The 24,473-nt window shown below is 40.2% G+C and carries 24 protein-coding genes; 15 read left to right on the forward strand and 9 right to left on the reverse strand.

What is annotated here, in order from left to right; genetic code table 11:
• The first annotated feature begins 109 nt into the window (after positions 1-109).
• The 6 genes from purD (at position 110) to F952_RS12960 (ending at position 5,726) form a co-directional block, all read left to right on the forward strand.
• Positions 110-1,393, forward strand: coding sequence for a phosphoribosylamine--glycine ligase (gene purD, locus F952_RS12935; protein WP_004928424.1), 1,284 nt, complete (start codon positions 110-112; stop codon positions 1,391-1,393).
• A gap of 286 nt (positions 1,394-1,679) precedes the next feature.
• Positions 1,680-2,546, forward strand: coding sequence for a MetQ/NlpA family ABC transporter substrate-binding protein (locus tag F952_RS12940; protein ID WP_004928426.1), 867 nt, complete (start codon positions 1,680-1,682; stop codon positions 2,544-2,546).
• Positions 2,547-2,619: 73 nt separating this feature from the next.
• On the forward strand, positions 2,620-3,645 hold the full coding sequence (locus tag F952_RS12945) for a methionine ABC transporter ATP-binding protein (protein WP_004928428.1): 1,026 nt from the start codon (positions 2,620-2,622) through the stop codon (positions 3,643-3,645).
• Positions 3,642-4,337: a methionine ABC transporter permease gene (locus tag F952_RS12950; protein WP_004928433.1), complete on the forward strand. Its 696-nt coding sequence runs from the start codon at positions 3,642-3,644 to the stop codon at positions 4,335-4,337. The genes F952_RS12945 and F952_RS12950 overlap by 4 nt, the downstream gene beginning before the upstream one ends.
• A gap of 133 nt (positions 4,338-4,470) precedes the next feature.
• Complete coding sequence (gene gloB / locus F952_RS12955; RefSeq protein ID WP_026056826.1) at positions 4,471-5,202, forward strand: hydroxyacylglutathione hydrolase; 732 nt, start codon at positions 4,471-4,473, stop codon at positions 5,200-5,202.
• A gap of 320 nt (positions 5,203-5,522) precedes the next feature.
• Positions 5,523-5,726 (forward strand): hypothetical protein, encoded by a 204-nt coding sequence (locus F952_RS12960; protein ID WP_004928436.1) that lies wholly within the window; start codon positions 5,523-5,525, stop codon positions 5,724-5,726.
• 418 nt (positions 5,727-6,144) lie between these two features.
• Here F952_RS12960 and ubiA read toward each other — a convergent pair whose 3' ends face one another.
• Together ubiA and F952_RS12970 are read right to left on the reverse strand one after the other, a co-directional pair.
• Entirely contained in the window at positions 6,145-7,026 is an 882-nt protein-coding gene (ubiA, locus tag F952_RS12965) for a 4-hydroxybenzoate octaprenyltransferase (protein ID WP_004928437.1), read from the reverse strand.
• A gap of 8 nt (positions 7,027-7,034) precedes the next feature.
• Positions 7,035-7,538 (reverse strand): chorismate--pyruvate lyase family protein, encoded by a 504-nt coding sequence (locus tag F952_RS12970; protein WP_004928440.1) that lies wholly within the window; start codon positions 7,536-7,538, stop codon positions 7,035-7,037.
• 174 nt (positions 7,539-7,712) lie between these two features.
• Here F952_RS12970 and F952_RS12975 point away from each other — a divergent pair, with 174 nt between their 5' ends.
• Positions 7,713-7,922, forward strand: coding sequence for a hypothetical protein (locus tag F952_RS12975; RefSeq protein WP_017385021.1), 210 nt, complete (start codon positions 7,713-7,715; stop codon positions 7,920-7,922).
• Between the two features lie 90 nt (positions 7,923-8,012).
• On the opposite strand, the gene glnA is transcribed toward F952_RS12975, so the two are convergent.
• Positions 8,013-9,428: a type I glutamate--ammonia ligase gene (glnA, locus tag F952_RS12980; RefSeq protein ID WP_011182525.1), complete on the reverse strand. Its 1,416-nt coding sequence runs from the start codon at positions 9,426-9,428 to the stop codon at positions 8,013-8,015.
• A gap of 643 nt (positions 9,429-10,071) precedes the next feature.
• On the opposite strand from glnA, the gene F952_RS12985 reads away from it, so the two are divergent.
• The 4 genes from F952_RS12985 to trpC all read left to right on the forward strand — a co-directional run bounded on the left by F952_RS12985 (position 10,072) and on the right by trpC (position 13,217).
• Positions 10,072-10,560: a hypothetical protein gene (locus F952_RS12985; protein WP_004928443.1), complete on the forward strand. Its 489-nt coding sequence runs from the start codon at positions 10,072-10,074 to the stop codon at positions 10,558-10,560.
• Positions 10,561-10,765: 205 nt separating this feature from the next.
• Positions 10,766-11,350: an anthranilate synthase component II gene (locus F952_RS12990; RefSeq protein ID WP_004928445.1), complete on the forward strand. Its 585-nt coding sequence runs from the start codon at positions 10,766-10,768 to the stop codon at positions 11,348-11,350.
• Positions 11,351-12,400 (forward strand): anthranilate phosphoribosyltransferase, encoded by a 1,050-nt coding sequence (gene trpD / locus F952_RS12995; protein ID WP_004928448.1) that lies wholly within the window; start codon positions 11,351-11,353, stop codon positions 12,398-12,400.
• A gap of 10 nt (positions 12,401-12,410) precedes the next feature.
• Positions 12,411-13,217, forward strand: a complete 807-nt coding sequence (gene trpC / locus F952_RS13000) for an indole-3-glycerol phosphate synthase TrpC (RefSeq protein ID WP_004928449.1) — start codon at positions 12,411-12,413, stop codon at positions 13,215-13,217.
• Positions 13,218-13,254: 37 nt separating this feature from the next.
• Here the strand turns inward: trpC and F952_RS13005 are convergent, their stop codons facing one another.
• The gene (locus tag F952_RS13005) at positions 13,255-13,740 is read right to left on the reverse strand and encodes a hypothetical protein (RefSeq protein ID WP_004928451.1); all 486 of its coding nucleotides are present in this window, start codon (positions 13,738-13,740) and stop codon (positions 13,255-13,257) included.
• 61 nt (positions 13,741-13,801) lie between these two features.
• On the opposite strand from F952_RS13005, the gene F952_RS13010 reads away from it, so the two are divergent.
• A complete protein-coding gene (locus tag F952_RS13010) occupies positions 13,802-14,506 on the forward strand; it encodes a Smr/MutS family protein (RefSeq protein WP_017385020.1) in 705 nt (234 codons plus the stop codon).
• A 10-nt stretch (positions 14,507-14,516) separates the two neighbouring features.
• On the opposite strand, the gene xdhC is transcribed toward F952_RS13010, so the two are convergent.
• Genes xdhC through xdhA form a run of 3 tightly spaced genes read right to left on the reverse strand, consistent with a single transcriptional unit; the run spans position 14,517 to position 19,412 of the window.
• Positions 14,517-15,518, reverse strand: a complete 1,002-nt coding sequence (gene xdhC, locus F952_RS13015) for a xanthine dehydrogenase accessory protein XdhC (protein ID WP_004928457.1) — start codon at positions 15,516-15,518, stop codon at positions 14,517-14,519.
• A gap of 14 nt (positions 15,519-15,532) precedes the next feature.
• On the reverse strand, positions 15,533-17,914 hold the full coding sequence (gene xdhB, locus F952_RS13020) for a xanthine dehydrogenase molybdopterin binding subunit (RefSeq protein WP_004928460.1): 2,382 nt from the start codon (positions 17,912-17,914) through the stop codon (positions 15,533-15,535).
• Position 17,915: 1 nt separating this feature from the next.
• Positions 17,916-19,412 (reverse strand): xanthine dehydrogenase small subunit, encoded by a 1,497-nt coding sequence (xdhA, locus tag F952_RS13025; protein ID WP_004928462.1) that lies wholly within the window; start codon positions 19,410-19,412, stop codon positions 17,916-17,918.
• 401 nt (positions 19,413-19,813) lie between these two features.
• Between xdhA and folE the strand changes: the two genes are divergently transcribed.
• The 3 genes from folE (at position 19,814) to F952_RS13040 (ending at position 22,414) form a co-directional block, all read left to right on the forward strand.
• Positions 19,814-20,362 (forward strand): GTP cyclohydrolase I FolE, encoded by a 549-nt coding sequence (gene folE / locus F952_RS13030; RefSeq protein WP_206541105.1) that lies wholly within the window; start codon positions 19,814-19,816, stop codon positions 20,360-20,362.
• Between the two features lie 103 nt (positions 20,363-20,465).
• On the forward strand, positions 20,466-21,017 hold the full coding sequence (locus tag F952_RS13035; protein ID WP_004928467.1) for a VTT domain-containing protein: 552 nt from the start codon (positions 20,466-20,468) through the stop codon (positions 21,015-21,017).
• Between the two features lie 185 nt (positions 21,018-21,202).
• Complete coding sequence (locus F952_RS13040) at positions 21,203-22,414, forward strand: MFS transporter (RefSeq protein ID WP_004928470.1); 1,212 nt, start codon at positions 21,203-21,205, stop codon at positions 22,412-22,414.
• A gap of 27 nt (positions 22,415-22,441) precedes the next feature.
• Here the strand turns inward: F952_RS13040 and F952_RS13045 are convergent, their stop codons facing one another.
• Positions 22,442-23,248 (reverse strand): DUF817 domain-containing protein, encoded by an 807-nt coding sequence (locus F952_RS13045; RefSeq protein ID WP_004928471.1) that lies wholly within the window; start codon positions 23,246-23,248, stop codon positions 22,442-22,444.
• A 4-nt stretch (positions 23,249-23,252) separates the two neighbouring features.
• The gene (gene hemE / locus F952_RS13050; protein ID WP_004928475.1) at positions 23,253-24,329 is read right to left on the reverse strand and encodes a uroporphyrinogen decarboxylase; all 1,077 of its coding nucleotides are present in this window, start codon (positions 24,327-24,329) and stop codon (positions 23,253-23,255) included.
• Positions 24,330-24,473: the final 144 nt, after the last annotated feature.

Genomic DNA, 24,473 nt, shown 5'->3' on the forward strand with positions numbered 1-24,473 from the left:
TTCCGCGCTTTAGTTTTGTTTTATTACCCTCTCTTATAGAGAGGGTCTTGTACAAAAGAAATAAACTAAAAGTCAGGATTAGGTTCTGGATTCATGGAGTATGAACCCAATGAATATTCTCGTTCTCGGTAGCGGTGGTCGTGAACATGCACTTGCATGGAAAATCGCACAAGATGCACAAGTGACTCAGGTTTTTGTTGCGCCAGGCAATGCAGGTACTGCAACTGAAGACAAATGCAAGAATGTTGAACTCGATATTTTAGATAATCCAGCCATCATTGAATTTGCACAATCGAATCAGATTGAATTGATTATTGTGGGGCCAGAAGCTCCCCTTGTAAATGGCGTGGTCAATGCATGCCGTGAAGCGGATTTAAAAATCTGGGGTCCAACACAATATGCTGCCCAACTTGAAGGCTCAAAAGCATTTGCTAAAGATTTTCTAAAAAAACATCAGATTCCAACTGCATTTTATGATGTATTCACCGAAGTTGATGCAGCGAAAGCTTATATAGAACAACATGGTGCACCTATTGTAATTAAGGCAGATGGCCTTGCAGCAGGGAAAGGCGTCATCGTTGCGATGTCTAATGACGAAGCATTTGCTGCAATTGATGACATGCTTGCTGGCAATAAATTTGGTGATGCGGGTTCACGTGTCGTGATCGAAGAGTTTCTCGCAGGCGAAGAAGCCAGCTTTATTTGCATGATTGACGGTCAAAACATCTTACCAATGGCAACTTCGCAAGATCATAAACGTATCTTTGAAGCTGACCAAGGTCCAAATACGGGCGGTATGGGTGCATATTCCCCTGCTCCTGTGGTAACAGCAGACGTATTTGAACGCGTGATGAATGAAATCATGCGTCCTACAGTCGATGGCATGGCTCAAGATGGTCACGTCTATACAGGCTTTTTGTATGCGGGTCTTATGATTGATGAAAGCGGTCAACCGCGTGTGATTGAGTTTAACTGTCGCTTCGGTGATCCAGAAACTCAACCGATCATGATGCGTTTGAAGTCATCTTTGGTTGATCTGGTACAAGCAGGCCTTGAAGGTCAGCTTCCAAGTGAAGCCGAGTGGGATTCCCGCAAGTCAATTGGAATCGTATTGGCTGCAGAAGGCTATCCTGAAACGGTACGTAAAGGCGATGTCATCTCTGGTTTAGGACAGTCGCCTGAAGATACCAAAATCTTTCATGCTGGCACAGCAACCACAGAAGATGGTCATATCATCACCGCAGGTGGTCGTGTACTTTGCGTAACAGCATTGGGGGATACAGTACTTGAAGCTCAAATTAATGCGCTTGAAGTATGTGGACAAGTGACCTTTACAGGCATGCAATATCGTAGCGATATTGGTTACCGTGCGATTGCACGCGAACAAGCTTAACCACATTCTGATTATGAAGAAACGCGCATCTTTGCGCGTTTCTTCATTTAAATTACTATTTATCCATAGTCCGGTTCTAAAAAAGTATTTCGAAAAAACTCATATTGTTTTTTGTTTTTATTGTTTTGACATCTATTCAAAAAACTCTATACTCGCCTACTTTTAAGACTAACTTACTTTATTGCGTTGAAAGCTGATTTGGGATGTGTCTAAAATTACACATCATCATGTATTAACAGTATGATACTTGGCTGATATTTAAACGCTGTAACTAGGATCTAACCTGATGAAAAAAGTATTGAGCGTTGTTTTAACGACAAGTGTGTTGCTTGCTGCTGGTTGTAGTAAAAAAGCGCCTGAACAGGACACGAAAGCGAGCACAGATCAGACTCACAAAATCGTATTGGCTTCTACAGGTTCCGATACCGATGTATGGAAATATATTGCAAGCTTGCCTGAAACCAAACAGGCTGGTATTGATCTTGAAGTCAAAAACTTTACAGATTATGTTGCCATGAACAAGGCAACTGCAAATAAAGAAGTGGATGTCAATGCATTCCAGTCATATAACTATATGGTGGCTTACAACACAGAAAGTAAAGATAAAGTGGCTGCTGTTTCAACCACTTATATCGAACCAATGGGTGTTTATTCTGATAAATACAAAAAAATTGATCAATTTCCAAATAAAGCAACTATTGCAATTCCAAACGATGCAGCCAATGAAGCTCGTGCATTGTCATTGTTACAAACTGCTGGCTTAATTAAATTAAAAGCAGATTTTAATCCAATTCAGGGGACGACCAACGATGTCGTTGAGAATCCTAAGCAGATCCAGCTTAAAACCATACCAATGGCAACTGCGGTACGCGTAAAAAGCGATGTTGACGCCATTGTATTGGGGAACACGCTTGCGATGGAAGGTGGACTCAATGTACTCAAAGATGCTGTTTTCTATGAGCCAGTAGATCAATCTACCAAACTGTATGTCAATTTACTTGTGACTGCGGCAGGTCGTGAAAACGATGCTACATTGCAAAAACTTGGTTCACTCTATCATACAGAAGCGGTGAAGAAGTTCATTGATGAAAAATTTGGTGGTACGAAAATCGACGTAAATAAACCGATTAGCTACCTTACCGAAGCAAAATAGTAATATAATGCTATAAATGAAACAGGCAAGGTCAACTTGCCTGTTTTTTCTTTTATGTATAGTTTCTGACGACATGATTCAATTTAAAAATATTTCAAAACACTATCAGCTGAAAGGCCAAACCATTCATGCACTGGACCAGATTAATCTGGATATTCCAGCAGGTAGCATCTTTGGTATTATTGGCTATAGTGGTGCAGGTAAAAGCACCTTAATCCGTTTGATTAATCTACTCGAACGCCCTACCCACGGGCAAATCATAATTAATCAAAAAGACTTTACAGCCCTCAATGCACAGTCATTACGTCAGGAACGTGCAAATATTGGCATGATCTTCCAGCACTTCAATTTATTGCAAACCAAGACAGTGGCTGCAAATATTGAAATGCCGCTTAAGTTATTAGGTTATAGCAAAATTGAACGTGAAAAACGTTTGATGGAACTACTCGACTTCATCGATCTGACACATAAAAAAGATGCCTTTCCCGATGAACTTTCTGGTGGCCAGAAACAGCGTGTCGGTATTGCGCGCGCACTCGCCAATCATCCCAAAATCTTACTCTGTGATGAAGCCACATCTGCGTTAGATCCACAAACGACCAAATCTGTTTTGGCATTGCTTAAAAAAATTAATAAAGAGCAAGGCATTACGATTGTGATGGTCACTCATGAAATGGATGTGATTGAATCCATTTGTGATCATGTTGCCGTGATGGAATCTGGGCATGTAATTGAAACTGGGCCAACCGTGGAAATCTTTAGTAATCCACAGCACCCAACCACCAAAACCTTTATCCAGACCGTATTACAGCAACATTTACCTGTTAATATTTTAAGTAAATTAGAACATCAGCATCATCACAGTATTTATCGACTCCAGTTTTTAGGCAAATCTGCTCAAGAGCCTGTTATTCAGTCCATGATCAAACAGTTTGATATCAGTTTAAATATCCTTTTTGCCAACATGACCGAAATTGATGGCACTGTAATTGGTCAAATGTTTGTACAACTCCTTGGTGATGACACACTCATTCAACAAGCGATCGAATTTTTAGAGCGACATGGTGTGAGTGTTAATCAAAGTGGAGAACAAGTATGAGAGACATGATTGTTCAATGGCTCACAGAATTGACACAACCCTTCTGGAACAGTTCACTTTCGATTGATCAGTTTGTTACAGCCTTGCAAGAAACCTTTCACATGGTGTTCTTTTCTCTACTGTTTGGTGGAATCTGGGGTTTTATTCAAGGGATTGTTTTATTGGTGACCCGTCCCGCAGGAATTCTACCGAATCGCTTTATTTATCATCTGCTCAACCCCATTGTAAATGCGTTACGCTCATTACCCTTTATTATTCTATTGATTGCGGTAATTCCATTAACCAAATTTTTGGTGGGTAGTTCTATTGGAACTTGGGCTGCGATTGTCCCATTAACGATTTATATCGGTCCATATATGGGGCGTTTGATTGAAACCTCGCTATTAGAAGTCAATGAAGGCATTATTGAATCTGCACAAGCTATGGGTGCCTCACCTTTTCAGATCATTTTTAAGTTTATATTGCCCGAGTCACGAAGCTCGCTCATCCTTAACCTGACAACCGCAACTATTAGCCTCATTGGTGCAACTGCGATGGCTGGTGCTGTAGGTGCAGGCGGTATTGGCGACCTTGCTATTTCTTATGGGTATCAGCGCTTTGATACCAGTGTTGTTATTCTTACCGTGATTATCCTGTTACTACTGGTGCAGTTTATTCAGATGCTGGGCAATTGGCTTTCCAAACTCCGCTAGAATTTTAAAGCCCTCAATATTGAGGGCTTTCTTTTGTAGAAATGATTTATTTTTATTCCAATTTGTGCCGAACAAACAATAAATGCTTTAATAAATACCATATGCGATTATTAATCAGTTCAGGAAAAAAATGATGCGCTATCAGATTGATTATATTGATGTCAAAAATAGTCTTAAAAACTATATCTGGATTTTAAAAGATAGTCATACTCAAGAAATTATAGTCGTTGATCCGACTGAATCTTCACTGGTACAACAGTATTGTGAAAAACATCAGGTAAAAATTGCACAAATCTGGTTAACGCATTGGCATAAAGATCATATCGGTGGCGTACCTGATCTCATTGATGGTAGTCATATTCCTGTTTATGGACCACGAGAAGAACTGTCTAAAATTCCCTTGATTACTCACCCTCTTCAACATGAAAATCACTTTAAGTTTAATCACCTAAATGTTGAAGTATTAGCAACACCTGGTCATACATTAGGACACGTTGTTTATTTTATTGAAGAAACAGGCAGTTTATTTTGTGGAGACACATTATTTGCGATGGGATGTGGCCGTGTGTTTGAAGGCAGTTTTGAACAGATGTATCACTCATTAAATCGTCTGGCCGCATTGCCTACAACCACCAAAGTATATTGCACCCACGAATATACCTTAGCCAATGCAGAATTTGCGGTTACAGTAGAACCTGACAATCTTGCCTTAAAGGAACGCTTAAAGGAAGTTCAATCGCTTAGATCACGCCACCAAATTACCCTACCATCCACAATTGCACTTGAACTTGCAACCAATCCGTTTCTTCGAACTGAAAGTGTAGAAGAGTTTGCAAAAATTAGAACATTAAAAGACCAGTTCTAATTTTTAGTTTTTTAATATTTTGCTTAGTACATATTTATTTACATCTATTTTTATAAAAAAAATATGTACTAAGTTGTTTCTTAAACTAAAAGATGTTGTTTAGATAAATTTTAAAGATCATATTTTTCAAATACTTAATATAATAGTTTTTAACTATTCAAATTTTATAAAAAAAGGATAACGGCTTTTTGTTTATTTTATCATCATAAATTTAAAAAAATATTTCAAAAGAAAAATAAATACACAGTTTTCCCCTTTAAAAAATAAAGCATAACCCTTATTAATTTAAGCATAGGCGTTACATTAGAAGGAATTCTCAAGTGAAAAAAGTCGTTAAAGCAAAAAATTTGATTGCATTTCGTATCTGGTTAGAAAAACTTGGCTATTCAGTAAAAAATTTGGCTGATGGTAAAGGGTTCACATTTAGTTTTAAAAAAGAATATGGTTTAGTCACCTGTGATTTATCTGGCAATACGCTTGCTGTGCAGCTTGGTGAAGAATTTGAGGATCATTTAAAAGCATAATTTTTTTCTGTGGCTTTCACTGTAGAACAAATGCTGCTCCTCAATTGGTAAGGCATTTCAAGGATAAAATGTGGCTCTGATTACCGTAACGCGTTGTCAGAGCTTTTTTAATTGTGAATTTTTTTCATGTCATTGTGAATTTTTCTAAGTTTTGAAAGATTGAATTGTACTTAAATTTAATGTATAAAAAGTATTCAAAATATAAAAATATAAAATTGGGTGGGGATATGAAAACATTAGAATTTGCTTTAGTTTCGTCAACAGTTTTTACTTTAATTATTATGGTCTATTTGTTTGGTCAGTTGGCTTATCGATAGTGAGTAGACTCGAATTATTGGTGGATTAACAGCGATCATTTTAATTTAATCATATTAAAGATGCCTATTACGTTGTAATAGGCATTGTTCGTTCAATTTATCTAAAACCTAAATGCAGCAAGAATTGCTAAAAATATAATCAATCCAACCCAACGGTTATGCCTAAATGCCCAGAAGCATAATTGTGGATCTCGGTTTTTTGTTTTGGTCCATTGATAAATAAAGTCAACTGCAACCACAACCAAACCAATTATTCCCCATGGAAACAATAAATTTTCGATATACAATGCCATTCCTATTAATAACAGACTGCTTAACTGCAATGTACTAATAATTGGAATGTCAAATCGGTTAAATAATATGGCAGTTGATTTAACCCCTATTTTTAAATCATATTCACGGTCTGTGATTGCATATTGTGTATCGTAAGCCACGGTCCATGCAAGATTACCAAAATATAAAAGCCAACATGTCAAATCAGGTGCTTGTCCTGTAGCGGTATATGCCATTGGAATAGCCCATGAAAAAGCCGCACCCAAAAATACCTGAGGTAAGTGGGTATAACGTTTCATAAAAGGGTAAATAAATGCCAAAAACAATGCACCAAATGACCAATAAAATGTCTCTATAGGCAAAAATAGCAACAGAGCCGCACTTGCAGCAACCAATGCTAAAAACACCCAGATAGCTTCAATTGGACGAATAATTCCTGTTGCAAGCGGGCGCTGTTTGGTGCGTGCAACATGCCCATCTACTTTACGATCTGCAAAATCATTAATCGCACAGCCTGCTGCCCGCATAAACAGTACACCCAAAGTCATTACGACAAACATTTTCAGGTCTGGATATCCATCACTTGCAATCCAGAGTGCCCACATCGTCGGCCAAAACACCAGCTCCGTTCCAATAGGTTTATCAAATCGGCATAAATAATAATAAGCCTGCAGGCGCTCTCGCCATGATATCGGCTGCACTGTCGACATAACTATTCCTATATAGAGTGAGAATGATGTTGAATATATTGCTCAAACGAAGCTAGAAAAGTTTCCTGCACGATAAATTTACACCCATGCCACGTATAACAACTTTGTCTGGTCCAGCCTTCTTCTAAACGTATCACACGCCGTTCACACAACGGAGTCGTGCGCTGAAACAGAAATCGGCCAATGGGTTTTTTACCAATGTGTTTAAAGATACGGGCCTTTTTTTGCAGACTTAAAACAGGGAAAATACTCTTTGCTTTTACCCATGGCTGTTGCTCACACCCATATAACAAACTTTCTCTCACCCAGGCCACATGATACGCTGGCATACGCATCCAGCGGCTATCCATAAAACTCATACGCTGATACTTTTCCTGAATCGGTTCAACTGTAAATAAGCCATCCGCCAAATCAGTCAATTGCTGAGTCAATGATCCAGATGCATACAACCATTTTTTTAATTCAGGCGTCAAATCTTGTTCCTGTATTTGATTTGATTGAATTTTCTGCATAAAGGATCCGATCTATTCAGAAGATTTAGTGTAACCGAAATTATTGATGACTGAACTCAAATCTGACATGAATAATTGTTTTGTTGATGTATCTTTAATAAAACATACTCAAACTCCAGAATTTCGGTTATGATATTCGGCGTTTAATGATTAAAACCTATATGGTTATACATGATGAACGATAAATCAAAATTCATTCTGCTCTATGGTGGTATTTTTTGGGGCAGCGGTTTCACCTTTCTCACCCTCATCCATCGCTATATTTTTCTTGATTCCTCCCTTCCACCTGCGACTTTAATAGGCATGTATATTAGCCTTTGTTTTGTTGCTGGGATTGTTTGGGGTGGATTGGTCTATCATAATATTGAAAAGAAGTTATCTTAAATTTCTTCAAGTTTAATTGTTTCTTGTTTTAAATTTGTTTTAGCCATAAAAAAACCCACGATAAATCGTGGGTTTTGTATTTACAGCAAATTACAAGCTGTAATACATATCAAATTCAACTGGGTGAGTCGTCGTATTTAAACGGCGTACTTCTTCAGTTTTAAGTTCGATGTAAGCATCAAGCATTTCTTTGGTGAACACACCGCCTTTTAACAAGAATTCATGGTCAGCTTGAAGAGCTTCAAGCGCCATATCTAGGCTGTGTGCAACTGTTGGGATTTTTGCTTCTTCTTCAGGAGGAAGATCGTACAAGTTCTTGTCGGCAGCTTCACCTGGATGGATCTTGTTTTGAATACCATCAATACCCGCCATCAACAATGCAGCGAAACCTAAGTACGGGTTCATCATTGGATCTGGGAAACGCGCTTCAATACGCTTGCCTTTCGGGCTAGAAACGTAAGGAATACGGATAGAAGCAGAACGGTTACGCGCTGAGTAAGCAAGCATGATTGGTGCTTCGAAGTGTGGAACCAAACGCTTATAAGAGTTTGTAGATGGGTTTGTGATTGCATTCAAGGCACGCGCGTGCTTGATAACACCACCAATGAAGTACAATGCCATTTCTGAAAGGCCTGCATATTCATCACCAGCAAACAGGTTCTTGCCGTCTTTAGAGATCGACATGTGAACGTGCATACCAGAACCGTTATCACCTACCATTGGTTTAGGCATAAAAGTTGCAGTTTTTGCATATTGATGCGCAACGTTGTGAACAGCATATTTAAACTGTTGTACTTCGTCTGCTTTACGAACCATAGTGTTGAAGCTTACACCAATTTCTAACTGGCAAGATGCAACTTCGTGGTGGTGTACTTCTACACGACCAGGCCCCATGATTTCTTCGATTTTGTTACACATCTCAGCACGCATATCATGCGAAGAATCAACTGGAGGAACTGGGAAATAACCGCCTTTAACACGTGGACGGTGACCAGAGTTACCAGACTCGTAATCTTTACCTGTAGACCATGCAGCTTCTTCGGCGATCAACGTATGACGCGCGCCAGACATATCAATTTCCCATTTTACTTCGTCAAAAACGAAGAATTCTGGTTCTGGACCAAAGAATGCAGTATCACCGATACCTGTAGATTTTAAATACTCTTCTGCACGACGAGCAATCGAACGTGGGTCACGCTCATAACCTTGGCCAGTAGATGGCTCGATTACGTCACAAGTAACAACAACTGTTGGCTCAGCAAAGAACGGGTCGATAAAACCAGTTTCTGCATCTGGACGTAAAATCATGTCAGATGCTTCGATACCTTTCCAGCCCGCAATTGAAGAACCGTCAAACATTTTACCGTCTTCAAATGTATCTTCATCAATCGAATCAGCTGGGTAAGTGACGTGCTGCTCTTTCCCTTTTGTATCCGTAAAGCGAAAATCGACCCATTTTGCGCCACTTTCTTGTATGAGTTTAAGGACCTTGTTCGCCATGCTCATTTTGCTCCAATGAAGTATTATTGCACTTGTGAAGTGCGTGTTAGTCGTTGGCAGTTATAAAGCAAATCTCGTACCAACTTTACCAAGCACACCTAATAGATTGAAATCTAAAGTAGATTAGACCAATAATGAAGTGTATCTGAAAACCATTATACTGTTTGCAATTTGAATTGCACCATATTCAATCATTTTTAATACGGCCCCTTACTCACCCACACAAAAAGCATCATATTGGTGCATATTTTTATAATTGTATTAATGCAGTGCATTTCTGAATTTAAATTTTCACATCTGAATTAAGCTTGAGATCAGTATTTAGCGTTAAATCGAATACTATTTGATTATTTTTAAACCGCCAAAACAGCAGCTTATCTACAATCTCTGTTCATGATTTCATAAAAATAAGTCGTATTGATGAAATACTATCGTTTATGACTCATATTTAATGGACGTATTGCACTACTTTATGGCGTAGCGCAACTCACTTGGGTGAAAGTTGATGATGGTTATATTCATTTATCCATCTAATATATCTAATAATGGACATGACCTGATACTGACCCAAATTAAGATTGAGATCTTTTTAAAGTTAAATCATATTTAGAATTACCGTTGGTATCACGTGTATAAAGGTAAAATAGTAATGAACAAGCGACTGTATATCTCCTTGATATGTTCATTCAGCAGTATCAGTTTTGCAGAAACAACCCATGAAATGATCGCAGAATGCCAATTCGACTATGACGATTTTAATTTCTGTACCAAAGAAAATCTTTCCAAATACAGGCAAGCACTTGCCTCTAGAAAAAATAATTTTGACTCGAGCAAAATTTTGTTGAACGTGGGTACACCACAAGATATGCGTTTTGTAGCTATTGATACTCAATCAGGTGTGGTATTTCCACTCAGTGATACAATCTCGGGTTATATCGATGAACATCAAGATAAAAAAATAAAACCGCCTATTATTCAGTATTCTATACGCAGTAAAGTACTATGCGTTGAAGGACGGCTTTATGCGTATCGAGATGCCTACGAGCATGCAAAAGTATGTTATTCGATTCAGGATAACCCCTACGCCAGGTTTAAAAAAGAATTTAGTCGAGTGGCTACGCCTGTTGAAATTCGATAGTTTATTCAGTAAAAATTTAAACCTCATAAGTGGGCTATCATGATAGTTAGCCCGAACTCATAGTCAAATGTATAAAAAATAGTGATAATATATCCACTTAATTAGCGGCTTTATTTTGAATTAAAATCTTAAAATGGATTGCCAAATGGACATTCCAAGCAAGCTAATTAAATATCTAACTAATTTTCAATAGGTTGCAATTAAAATGCTTCTCATGATCGACAATTACGACTCCTTTACGTATAACATCGTCCAGTATTTTGGCGAGTTAAATCAAGACGTTAAAGTTGTTCGCAATGACCAAGTCACTCTTGAGGACATTGAACGATGGCAGCCGAAGTATTTGGTGGTCGGTCCCGGCCCTTGTTCTCCAACTGAAGCTGGAATTTCTATTCCTGCAATTCATCATTTTGCAGGCAGAATCCCATTACTTGGTGTTTGTTTAGGACATCAGGCAATTGGACAGGCTTTTGGGGGCAATATTATTCGAGCCAAAACCGTGATGCATGGTCGTTTATCGGATATGTATCATACGGATAAAGGGATTTTTAGCAATTTGCCTTCCCCTTTTTCAGCAACACGTTATCACTCCTTAGTGATTGAACAGGAAAGTTTACCTGAGTGTCTGGAAGTGACCTGCTGGACCAACCAAAATGATGGTTCAATCGAAGAAATCATGGGCGTTAAACATAAGACATTACCTGTAGAGGGTGTGCAGTTTCATCCAGAATCGATTTTGAGCCAGCATGGACACCAAATCTTCAAGAATTTTTTAGAGATTTATGCATAAATGAATATTCAACAAGCATTAAACCATATCACCAAAAATATTCATCTGACCCAAGCGCAAATGGAAGATGTGATGCGTAGCATCATGCAAGGCGAAGCCACTGAAGCACAAATTGGTGCGTTAATGATGGGTTTGCGCATGAAGGGTGAAAGTATCGATGAAATTACCGCAGCCGCACGGGTTATGCGTGAGCTGGCGATTAAAATCGATGTCAGTGATATTCAATATCTAGTCGATATTGTAGGGACAGGTGGCGATGGTCAAAACCTGTTTAACGTCTCTACGGCATCCAGCTTTGTAATTGCTGCTGCAGGTGCAACCATTGCTAAGCACGGTAATCGTGGCGTTTCTAGCAAATCTGGATCATCAGATCTGCTTGAACAGGCAGGGATTAATCTGGATCTGGATATGCAACAGACGGAACGTTGCATTCGCGAGATGGGTGTCGGTTTCTTATTTGCTCCCAACCATCACAAAGCCATGAAATATGCAGTGGGCCCTCGTCGTGAACTCGGGATTCGTAGTATTTTTAATTTACTTGGCCCGCTTACGAATCCGGCTGGGGTAAAGCGCTTTGTGATTGGCGTATTTTCAGATGAACTTTGTCGACCAATTGCAGAAGTCATGAAACAACTTGGTGCTGAGCATGTGATGGTTGTGCATTCCAAAGATGGTTTGGATGAAATTAGTCTTGCCTCGCAAACTTATATTGCGGAACTCAAAAACGGTGAAGTGACTGAATGGGTGCTTAATCCAGAAGATGTGAATATTCCGTCTCAAACGTTAAGCGGTTTAATTGTCGAAGATTCCAATGCCAGTCTAAAATTGATCAAAGATGCTTTGGGCCGCAAAAAATCGGACATCGGTGAAAAAGCAGCCAATATGATTGCCTTAAATGCAGGCGCGGGTATTTATGTATCAGGCTTAGCTACCAGCTATAAACAAGGTGTGGCGTTGGCACATGATATTATTTACGGCGGACAAGCACTCGAAAAAATGAGTATTTTGTCTGAATTTACTAAAGCGCTTAAAGAATACGCAAACAACTGAGGTTATCCAAATGATTCAGATTCAAAATACTATTCTGGGTAAAATCGTTGATCGTAAACATGAAGAACTGGCAGATCGTTTAAAGCAGCGCAACCTAAAAGATGTGGAACAATGGGTAAAGGAAGCGCCCCCTGTACGTGGTTTTGCCCAATCATTACGCAGCAAACGCCCTGGTGTAATTGCCGAAATAAAAAAAGCCTCACCTTCTAAAGGTGTGATTCGGGCTGATTTTAATCCTGCTGAAATTGCTCAACAATACGAGCAAGCAGGTGCAGCTTGTCTTTCTGTATTAACAGATGTCGATTTTTTCCAAGGTGCTGATGAAAACATTGCCATTGCTCGGCAACATTGTTCTTTGCCTGCCCTACGTAAAGATTTTTTAATTGATCCATACAATGTTGTCGAAGCACGTGCTTTACAGGCAGACTGTATTTTATTGATTGTCGCTTGTTTGTCTGATCAGCAACTCGAAGAGATGTCAAAAACTGCATTTGAATATGATCTTGACGTTTTGGTTGAAGTGCATGACGAACAAGAATTAGAACGCGCACTCAAACTTTCAGAACAGTGCTTATTGGGTGTAAATAATCGTAATCTTAAAACCTTTGATGTCGATTTAAATACCAGCTTGCGTTTGAAGAAGCTGCTTGATCCATCACGTTTATTGGTCACTGAAAGTGGTATCGCAACTCCTCAAGATGTGCAATTAATGCAAGAACATGACATTCATTCATTCTTGGTGGGTGAAAGTTTTATGAAGCAGCCTCGACCAGATCAGGCATTTACTGAATTATTTGGTGTGCCTAAGCTGGTTTAAACAAATTTTGTTAAAGCAATAGCAAATTGAACATTTGCTATTGTTGTTTCTTCTCTAACCATTCAGTTAAATAATATAAATACACATCGAATGCTTCCTTAACAGTCATCTGTATAGTTCTGGTATAAGCCAAGTCAATTTGAGCTTCATAAATATTTAGTAATAAAAGTAGTTCATCATCAATAATGTGCCTTGTTATAAAGTTAATATCACTTAAATACTGCCGTATATCTGTATTTAAATTCTGAGGATACTTTTCTAACAGATAGTCTTTTAAAATAGTTACAGCAATTTTTTGCCTATTCAGATTCAAATCAACATAGCTTAATTGATTAAAGTATTCTCGAACATCTTCTTCCGATTTCATAAAGCAAATGTCTAAAGTGAATTCATCTTGATTATTTTTTAATACTTCTGCATTCGCCCAATCTTGAATCTCTTTAGTAGTAAGCAATCCAACTTCAAGCTTTAATTTAAAGCAAAATTTTTCAGCATCATCCATTTTATGTGCTTTGTTTTTCATATATTTAGTATTTCATAATATAATGTTTACATACAGCCATAAGCTACACCATGATTCTATTATGAGCAAACACGACACCTCCCTCTCCAAAGCCCAACACGATTTGCTAAAACAGTTCAAAAAACAAATCTCGAACGGTCAGGAAAAGTCTGCCAACAAACAGACTGCCAATAAACAACCCATTTACAATGGCCCTCAAGCCGAACCAGAAGATGACAGCCAACTATTGAGTAAAGCACTACAAGGTGTAAAACCAATTGATCATGGCAATATCGCCGATATTAGACCAAGCCGTAATAAAAAAGTCGATGCTCAGATACTGGCAAAGCGTGCGGCGGCAGAAGGCAGTGCCGAAACTGAAATGACCGAAATTTCAGATACGCAAGCGATTTTAAATCCTGTTGCCAGTCAGGCAAGCTTAAGCTACCGCATCGCGACACTACAACACAAAGTGTTTGAAGACTTAAAAGCAGGTAAATTACGCTGGTTTGAAGCTGTCGATTTACATGGCTGTACGGTAGAACAAGCACGCTCGGCAGTACTACAAATCATTCAAATGGCAAAAACTGAGAATCAAAATGTGATTAAAATTGTGCATGGCAAAGGCCCAGAAGCCATTTTAAAAACTTACGTGAATGGTTGGTTACGTCAGCATCGTGATGTGCTGGCATTTGTGAGTGCACCTGAAAATCAGGGTGGTACTGGTGCAGTTTTAGTGTTACTCAAACGTGCTGAAAAAAATCCAAAATATGAACAAAAAAAATGATTCACTTGAATCATTTTTTGTTATCAAATATTTGAAGCAGTTCAGCAACCACCGAAACCGCAATAATTGCAGGTTGTTTGGAGTGAATACCCTCAATTCCAATTGGACAAATCAGTCGCTGCAATTGTCTATGGTCATAGCCCCTTGCCTGCATTCTTTTTTCAAAAATCGCACGTTTACTTTTGGAGCCAATCATACCCACATAAGCAAATGGCTGTTGTGTCGGCTTCAATGCTTCAAAGCACAATTGTAAATCCAGTTGATGATCATGGGTTAAAATTAGAATTGCACCAGTTCGCTCGAAATGTGTTATTTCTGCCTCGGGTACATCGGTACTAATACAATGTACCTGATCCATTAAATCTAATGGAAAAATATCATCTCGGTTATCCACCCATGTGATTTGTACCCCGATGGGCAGCAAACAGCGCACAATTGCTTCCCCGACATGACCTGCACCAAAAATCATGACAGACATTGCATAAGGCTGGATCAGTTGTGTCCAATGCCAATGTGTGTCTGTTTGATCAAATTCTAGGGCCATACTTACAGCTGAATGAGCTCCTACCTGCCACGTAGAAGCCGCATCAATTGAAATATGGCGCAAAACAGATTGCCCTGTTTGCCACGCTTGATAACACGCTGTAAGTTGAAATTCATCGGATATCGTATTTTGAGCAATGGGCTGTATTTTTTCAAAAAGCAGCCACATCACACCACCACAACATTGCCCCAGTCGTGCACTTAAATTAAAACGCTCGACAAAACCTGTGCGTTGCTCTCGCCCAATCAGCATGGCTTGTGCAATCTCAATGGCTTGAAACTCAAGATGCCCACCGCCAATGGTATCGGACTGTTGCCACTTTTGCTGTAGGTCAAAACGTAACAGCATCGTTGCACCGACTTCTCTTGGCGTTGAACCATCAGCACGAACCACAGTCACTAAAATCATGGATGACTGATCTGAATGCCAAAGCACTAGATCTTGCCACCATTGTAAATGTTGATGCATGATTACCTTTCCAACTAGCGTAATCTTGGCTGTGGCTGATCTGCAAGTGCCTGCCCACGACCAATCGCAATCGCGCGCAGGATTTCTTCTGCTGTTGCAGGTGCATTTAACTCAAGCGGTGCATCCTCAGGAATTGCCGCCTGAACCGCTTGGCGAATCGCAGAGAATACCGATAGCCCTAACATAAACGGCGGCTCACCCACAGCTTTGGAACGATAAATGGTATCAGCAGCATTCTGGTTATCAAATAATTTGACATTAAAGACATGCGGAATATCGGCACTGGTCGGAATCTTATAGGTCGATGGTGCATGCGTAAATAATCGCCCAGCATGCGGCCCTTGCGGTTGCCAATACAGTTCTTCAGTGGTTAACCATCCCATGCCTTGAATAAACCCACCTTCAATCTGCCCAATGTCTATCGCAGGGTTAATCGAACGTCCGACATCATGAAGAATATCGGTACGTAAGACTTTCATTTCCCCCGTCAAAGTATCAATTGCAACTTCACTGACCGCAGCGCCATATGCATAGTAAAAAAATGGACGACCTAAATGGTTGACTTGATCATAGTGAATTTCAGGGGTCTTATAAAAACCGCTATCCCACAATTGTACCCGCGCCATATAGGCACGATTGACCAAATCATTAAAACTCCATGATTGTCCATTATTTGTAGTCACCGTACTATTTTCAAAGTGAATCTGGTCTGCATCACTTTGGCTAATTTCAGCCGCAAGTTTGGCTAAACGTTCACGAATCTTAATACACGCATTTTGTACCGCCTTCCCGTTTAAATCTGCACCACTCGAAGCGGCTGTGGCGGAAGTATTCGGAACACGAGAGGTATCGGTGGCAATTAAACGTACCCGATCAATCGGTAGTCCTAATTCATGTGCGGCAACCTGACGAACTTTGGTATAAAGCCCTTGACCCATCTCTGTACCACCATGCGTGATTGCGACCGTGCCATCCATATACACATAGACCAGCGCACCAGCCTGATTGTAATGAACAGCATTAAAAGAGATCCCAAACATGAGTGGTGTTAAAGCAATACCACGTTTAATGATTGCATTGTGCTGATTAAATTGCGCAATTGAGGCTCGACGTGCGTGGTAATGACTTGTCGCCAGTAATTCGTCTACAATTTTGGGCGCAACATTATCTCGAACTTCAGCACCATAATGCATATGATCACGACCATTGCCTGGCTTTTCTGCAAAAAAATTACGCTGACGCACCAAAACAGGATCACACTTTAAATAACGGGCAATATCATCCAAAATATTCTCAATGACAAACATGCCTTGAGGGCCGCCAAATCCTCGATACGCTGTATTCGATACGGTATTGGTCTTACAGCGTAAATTGCGCAACTGAACCGCATTTAGATAATACGCATTACCAATATGACAAATAGCACGTTCATTGACAGGGCCTGATAAATCTGCAGAAAAACCACAATTGGATGCCAATTGCACTTTTAATCCCTGTAATACACCCAATTCATCAAATGCAACTGACCATTCATACGCAAAGCCATGTCGCTTACCCGTCGAACTCATATCATCATCACGATCCAGACGCAGTTTACATGGATGCCCCGAAAGTTGTGCGGCGAGCGAAGCAATACACGCCCATTGTGCCGATTGCGATTCTTTCCCACCAAATCCACCGCCCATACGACGTGCTTCAACACTGACCTGATGCATGTGGTAGCCCAATGCATGGCAGATAAGTAATTGCATCTCGGTTGGATGTTGGGTTGAACAATAAACCTTCAGTGTCTGATCTTCTTGTGGCACCGCATAAGAAATCTGGCCTTCCAGATAAAAATGCTCTTGCCCGCCGAGCTCAATTGAACCACTTAACTGATGCGATGCGGTTTGAAAGGCTTGTTCCACTTCGCCATGACTAAAATCGACAGGTGGCAAGACCCAAGATTGCTGCTCAATCGCATCTTGAATACTTAAAATGGGGGTTTCTGCTTCATATTCGATTTTGGCCAGTCGTACTGCACGTCTTGCCTGCTGATAGGTTTTAGCTGCCACCACAAACAGTGCCTGACCATAAAACTCAACTTCGCCATCAGCAAAAATTGGATCGTCATTGACAATTGGGCCCCAATTATTTTTGACTGCTATATCTGCTGCAGTATAAACAGCATAAACACCTTCTGCCTGACGCACTGCATCTAAATCAAATTGGACAATTTTACCCTTTGCACATTGCGAGAAACCCACTGCCAGATGCAGTGTATTTTCAAGTTCTGGTAAGTCATCGATATAAGTGGCTTGACCCGTCACATGTAGATGTGCGCTTTCGTGTGGAATCGAGTCCCCAGCTTTCGCCGATTTTTTTTGAATGTTTAAATGTTCTACGGACTGATTCATGTTACACCTCCACCAAAGCAATCAAATCATCAACACGGGTCATCGGTGTATCTTCAATCTTTTCAAGATAAAAACGTTGCAAACAGTTTTGTGCGACTTGCAAACGGTACGCACTGCTTGCCCGACCATCACTTAAAGGTTGAAAGTCCTGTGCTAAAGCCACTTGTGCATGCTGAATTAATTCGGCAGACATCACTTTCCCTAATAGCACCGCTTCTGCCTGTACCGCACGTTTCGGAATTGCCGCCATTCCCCCAAACGCAATGTTGATAGATTGCACGACCTTATTTTCATCCAACTCACAACTAAAGGCCGCACAGACCGCCGAAATATCTTGCTCAAAACGTTTTGAGATTTTATATGTGGCAAATTTAAATGTTTTGGATGAATGAATAGGAATCAGAATTGCTTCGACAAACTCGCCTGCCTGTAAAGCAGTCTTTTGATAATCCAGATAATAATCCGCCAATGCAATGTCTCGACGCTGTTCACCACTGCGTAAACGTAATATTGTATCTAGTGTTATTAATGCTGGCATCGAATCCCCAATAGGAGAACCATTGGCAATATTGCCACCCAACGTGCCTGCGTTTTTGATTGGCATCGAGGCGAAACGGCGTTGTAACTCTTCAAAATCTGGATAAATGTCTGATATTTTAGACAGCGCATCACTTAAGCTTACATTTGCACCAATATGTAGCATATTCTGGTCAATATCGATGCTTTTTAATTCTTGTACTTGACCAATATATAGCATGTCGCCTAGATCACGCCCAAGCTTGGTCACCCAAAGCCCTACATCGGTGCTGCCAGCAACAATACGTGCTTGTGGATACTGTTGACGCAAAGCTGCAAACTCCTGCACGGTTTTGGGTGCAAAAAACTGTTGTCCTTGATATTCAAGTTGCAAGCTTGGTAAAGCCTGAATCTGCTTGAGCGCCTCAATGATGTTTTGTCGCTCCAACATGACTTTTGGATAATCAAAAGCCTTTTGCGCAGCATCCAGAATCGGGCGATAACCTGTACAGCGACATAAATTACCAGACAAATAATCACTGACCTTGGCTTTATCGGGTGCATGTGATTCATTTTCATACATCGACCATAGCGACATAATAAAACCAGGTGTACAAAAACCACACTGTGAACCGTGGTGTTCAACCATCGCCTGCTGTACAGGGTGTAATACAGACTCAGAGCTCAAGGTTAATGTTTTTAAGTCCTCAACAGTAAAAAGTGCTTTACCGTCAAGTGTAGGTAAAAATTGAATACATGCATTAACACTGCGGAGCTGTAGCTGATCATTGACTAACTCACCGATCACCACTGTACATGCACCGCAATCGCCTTCTGCACATCCTTCTTTGGTTCCTGTTTGACGAACCTGATCTAGGCCACCATGCTCACGCAAAAACTGCAAAACCGTCATCACTGGCGCGACACCCGCTACCTGCTGGGTTTTCCCACGGAAAAAGAAAGTGACTGGGCGTTGTGACATGTTCTATCCTTAAGCTTAACTTCATAACTCTACTAAAGAGTATTTTTGCAAATTTAGTGCCATCAAAGTGCTATCCTGTTGATCTATTTGACTTTGAATAATCATTATTTAAGATTGGATATAGCTTAGCAATTCCTCTCCTGAATTTTAATGTATAAGCAATAAAGATCAGCGACTTCAATTTATACTTAACAGATGTAGCATAAAGTACACTGTAAAACGAGCCACAAAGCTTGCAAAAAATAGCCAAAAGCACTTTTTTAAAGATGAAAATTATTCAGTTTTTATTTAATTCGCCCAGAGGGTTGTAAATATAGCTCGACAGCCTATGAACATCAGACAATGTTTCTGGTACAATGCCGACCTTATTTAATCGAGTTAAGTCCAAACGTCTTATGTCAATGCAGCAATCTTACGCAAATATCCTGACCGCAGTGGGCGAGGATTTAAACCGTCCGGGGCTAAAAGATACGCCTATTCGCGCTGCCAAGGCATTTTCGTTTTTAACCTCTGGCTATGGAAAAAGTCTGGAAGAAGTGACGAATAATGCAGTCTTCCCTTCAGACAACCATGAAATGGTTCTCGTTAAAAATATTGAATTTTATTCTTTATGTGAACATCATTTACTTCCATTTTATGGACGTGTACATATTGCTTATCTTCCAGAAGGTCAAGTTTTAGGCTTATCAAAGTTTGCACGTATTACAGAAATGTTTGCGCGACGTTTGCAAATTCAGGAAAATCTGACTCAGCAAATTGCACAAGCAGTTGAAGAAGTAACCAAAGCGCGTGGTGTGGCAGTCATGATTGATTCAGCACATATGTGCATGATGATGCGCGGTGTAGGCAAACAAGAATCAACTACACGTACTGTATCGTTCATTGGCGACTTTAAAACCGATAAAGAAGCGCGCCGTGAATTTTTAAGTGCAGTACCAGAAAGCTATTAATTCCTTGACATCATTTTAGTTAAGATGTTGTCTATCTTGGTGAGTCATATCTTTAGTTTATGCATTAACGAAGAGGTAAAAACGAGATGAAGGTAGATCGTTAATGGAATTTTTTAATTTTTTAGTGGGTTTTGAACATTACTTACCTATTTTGATCCAAGAATACGGACTTTGGATCTATGCCATTTTATTTTTGATTATTTTTGCTGAAACTGCTTTTATATTTATGTTTTTTTTACCTGGTGATAGTCTCTTGCTTGCGGTGGGAGCGCTGTGCTCGACTACTGCCATCATGAATCTGGGTTTTATCATTTTTTTGCTGTTTATTGCTGCAACACTAGGCTATATCGTCAATTATCATATTGGGCGCCGCATGGGTGTTCGTATTTTTGAAGTAAAGTCCCGCTTTATCAAACATGAATATTTATTAAAAACCCATGATTATTTTCGTCGTCATGGTGCCATCACCATTCTGATTGCACGTTTTGTTCCCTTTGCACGATCTTTTGCTCCTTTTGCAGCAGGATCAAGCGGGATGAATTATACCGTTTTTTCGATTTATAACGTGATTGGGGCTTTTATCTGGATTGCACTGCTGGTGACTGCGGGTTATTTACTCGGCCATACGGTGATGATGATTGGTGATATCCAGTAATTTTTGATCTTTAATTTTCAGCATGTGACGTGAATTTTTGACAATATAATTTGATCAACATATATTCTTGGCATAAAATCGGATCATCGTAAGCGTTTACGTTAGCCAACGCATTCTTTCTCAATCATTTAGACTGAGAATGGGTGCTTGTGTCTGATCGGTATCCATTTCTCTGAGGAAACTGTATGACACAGCCTAAACCATCTTTAACCAATACTGCGTTGGATGTTCGCTACAGCAATACTCTCTATCCACTGGTGATCGCGCTATTTTTATCTTATCTCACCATATCTGCACCCCTTGCGGTTATTCCACTGTATGTACATGACCATTTACAACTCAATAATTTCTGGGTTGGCATTGCGGTAGGTACACAATTCGTTGCGACAGTTTTAACCCGCCCTTATGCTGGACGGCTCTCTGACCGAGTCAGTGCCAAGCGTGCAACATTACAAGGCATGGTGGCACTCTTTTTTGCGGGTCTGATGTATTTGCTGGTGTTCTTTTTACCTGTTTCTCTTTTATTTAAATATTGTTTATTACTCATCGGACGCCTCATTCATGGCTATGCTGAAAGCCTTTTAATTAGTGGGCATCTAACTTGGGGACTGGGTTTAGTTGGACAGCCACGTGCAGGAAAATTATTGTCATTTACAGGTATGGCGATGTTTGGTGCATTGGCTGCGGGTGCACCATTAGGCTTATGGCTGTATGAAACATTCGGTTTTTATAGCGTTGCTTTATTGATTATAGTGTTGCCTGTTTTATCTTTACTCATTGACCGAGGTATTCAAGCCACCCAGCCGCATCAAGGAGAATATCCTCCACTCAAGCAAGTCATACATTATGTATGGCGCTTTGGAATGATTTTGGCGCTTCAAGGGGTTGGATTTGCCTGTATTGGAACTTTCGTTGCGCTGTATTTTAAACAGCAGCACTGGAACTTTGCTGGCTATGCATTAACAATGTTTGGTTTGGCCTTTGTAATGGTTCGGGTTTTCTGTGGGCATTTAACAGACAAAATCTCAGGTTTTACACTCGTTAAGTATTCTCTAGCAATTGAAGCCATTGGTCTATTCTGTATTTATATCGCGCCGCGTGTTGAATTGGCATTATTGGGTGCGGTGATTACAGGTGCAGGATGTTCACTGATTTACCCTGCGCTGGGTGTTGAACTGATTAAGGGGGCGCCAGCTCAGATTCGAGGCACAGCCATGGGCGTTTTTTCGGCATGCCAAGATATTGCTTACGCCATATATGCCCCAGTGTTTGGACTGGTTGCCCTTGCCTGGGGATATCCTTCCGTGTTCTTTGCAGCAGCACTCTGTGCTGTTGTCGGTTTTGGATTAAATTTTTATACACGCTATTATGTGTTAAAACATAGGCAAACATCTTAACAAAGCATGTTTAAATTCAGTGCACTATTAATCCTGCACTGGATGTAATTTCCATGAACCATCCTGCTTACGATGCCCCAAAATCTTGAGCACCAGCACCAAACTGAGTAACAATAAAAGATACCAAGAGCCAAGTTTGGTCCAGCCCACCATATGCCAAGCATCAACCTGACTCGGATACAGCCATATCTTGTAAAAGGTACTAATATTTTCTGCAATCCAGATCAGAAATGCCAACACCATAAGTACAGGCAGCATTGGTAAATGCAACTCTCGTCCATCTAATTTAAAATGCAGTCGAGTTTTCCAAAAAATGACAACACTCCAGACAAAGAGCACACCACGAATATCTGGAATAAAAAACTTACTCATAAAATTGATATATGAACACAATGCCAATATCAACATGTTGCCAAAACGTGGTAACGCAATAAAAGAGACCTGATACAAACGTAAAGATCGGGCGAAAAAACTACCTACCGCAGAGTACATAAAGCCTGCAAATAACGGTACGGTCCAGAGACGAAATATCGCAGGCTGCGGATACTGCCACGAAGCAATAGCAGGATGTGTTAAAAAAACCTCCATTCCCATTGCCATGATATGAAATAGCGCAATCACCCGCGCCTCAGCCCATGTTTCTAGCTTTAGGCAGAGCAAACAGATCTGTATCAGAAGTGCATAAAACAGCAAATAGTCGTAGCGGAAGAAACCATAATACTCATGACTTCCCATTGGTGCTGTTACAGCAAAAGCAATCAGCAGTAACAAACCAAACAAGGCAGCCGAAGCTGCCTTAAATACAAATAAACTGGTAAATCTTAGGAGATACACTGCATCACGATCCTAAATATTTGGCGCTGTATTCGTGTACGGTATCGACAAAAATTTTCGGCTGGGATGGATCAACCCATTGAGTGATACCGTGCCCAAGATTTGCGATATAACCAGTGGTTTCACCATTGGCGTAAGCATCATCTAGCATGGCTTTTACTGATTTTTCAATGCTGGCTGCTGAGCCATACAGTACTGCAGGATCAAGGTTGCCTTGTAGCGCGACTCGTCCTGCAACCGTTTTCCGTGCCACATTAAGCGGTGTTGTCCAGTCTAGACCAATCGCATCTGCACCTGTTGCAATCATCGGTTCTAGCCATTGACCGCCACCTTTGGTAAATAAAATGACAGGAATACGGCGTCCATCTTTTTCACGCTGTAATCCAGCTACGATTTTACGCATGTAGTTAAGAGAAAATTCGGTATATTCACGGTGTGCCAGTGCCCCACCCCAACTATCAAAGATTTGAACTGCCTGTGCGCCTGCATCAATTTGAGCATTTAGATAATCAATCACTGCCACTGCAAGACGATCTAATAAGGCATGTAATACTTCTGGCTGCGAATACATCATATGCTTGGTATAACGGAAATCTTTACTGGAACCGCCCTCTACCATATAGGTTGCCAACGTCCACGGGCTTCCAGAGAAACCAATCAGTGGAACTTGCCCACCTAATGCCGAATGAATGGTTGTCACCGCATTCATGACATAATCTAAATCCGACTTGGCATTAAAATTGGGTAGATTTAAAACATCTTGTTCTGTACGAATGGTTTTTTTAAATTTTGGTCCTTCACCTGTTTCAAAATACAACCCTAAACCCAATGCATCGGGTATGGTCAGAATATCGGAAAATAAAATTGCAGCATCTAAATCATAACGACGTAGCGGCTGCAAAGTGACTTCACAGGCAAACTCGGTATTTTTACATAAAGACAGGAAATCTCCAGCCTGAGCACGCGTTTCACGATATTCTGGTAAATAACGACCTGCCTGACGCATCATCCATACAGGTGTGGTATCGACTGGTTCACGGAGCAAAGCGCGTAGAAAACGATCATTTTTTAAGGCCGTCATTCACTGTCTCAATCTAAATATTTATCTTCACCGCATCATAACAAAAAGGGTTGTAAATTAATAAGGGCTCGACATATAAAATCAGATTTGTCTACATCAAGACGGATTTACACAAAACAAATACTGCATCACAAATTATTTTCT

The sequence above is a fragment of the Acinetobacter baylyi DSM 14961 = CIP 107474 genome, from assembly GCF_000368685.1.
Classification (GTDB): domain Bacteria; phylum Pseudomonadota; class Gammaproteobacteria; order Pseudomonadales; family Moraxellaceae; genus Acinetobacter; species Acinetobacter baylyi.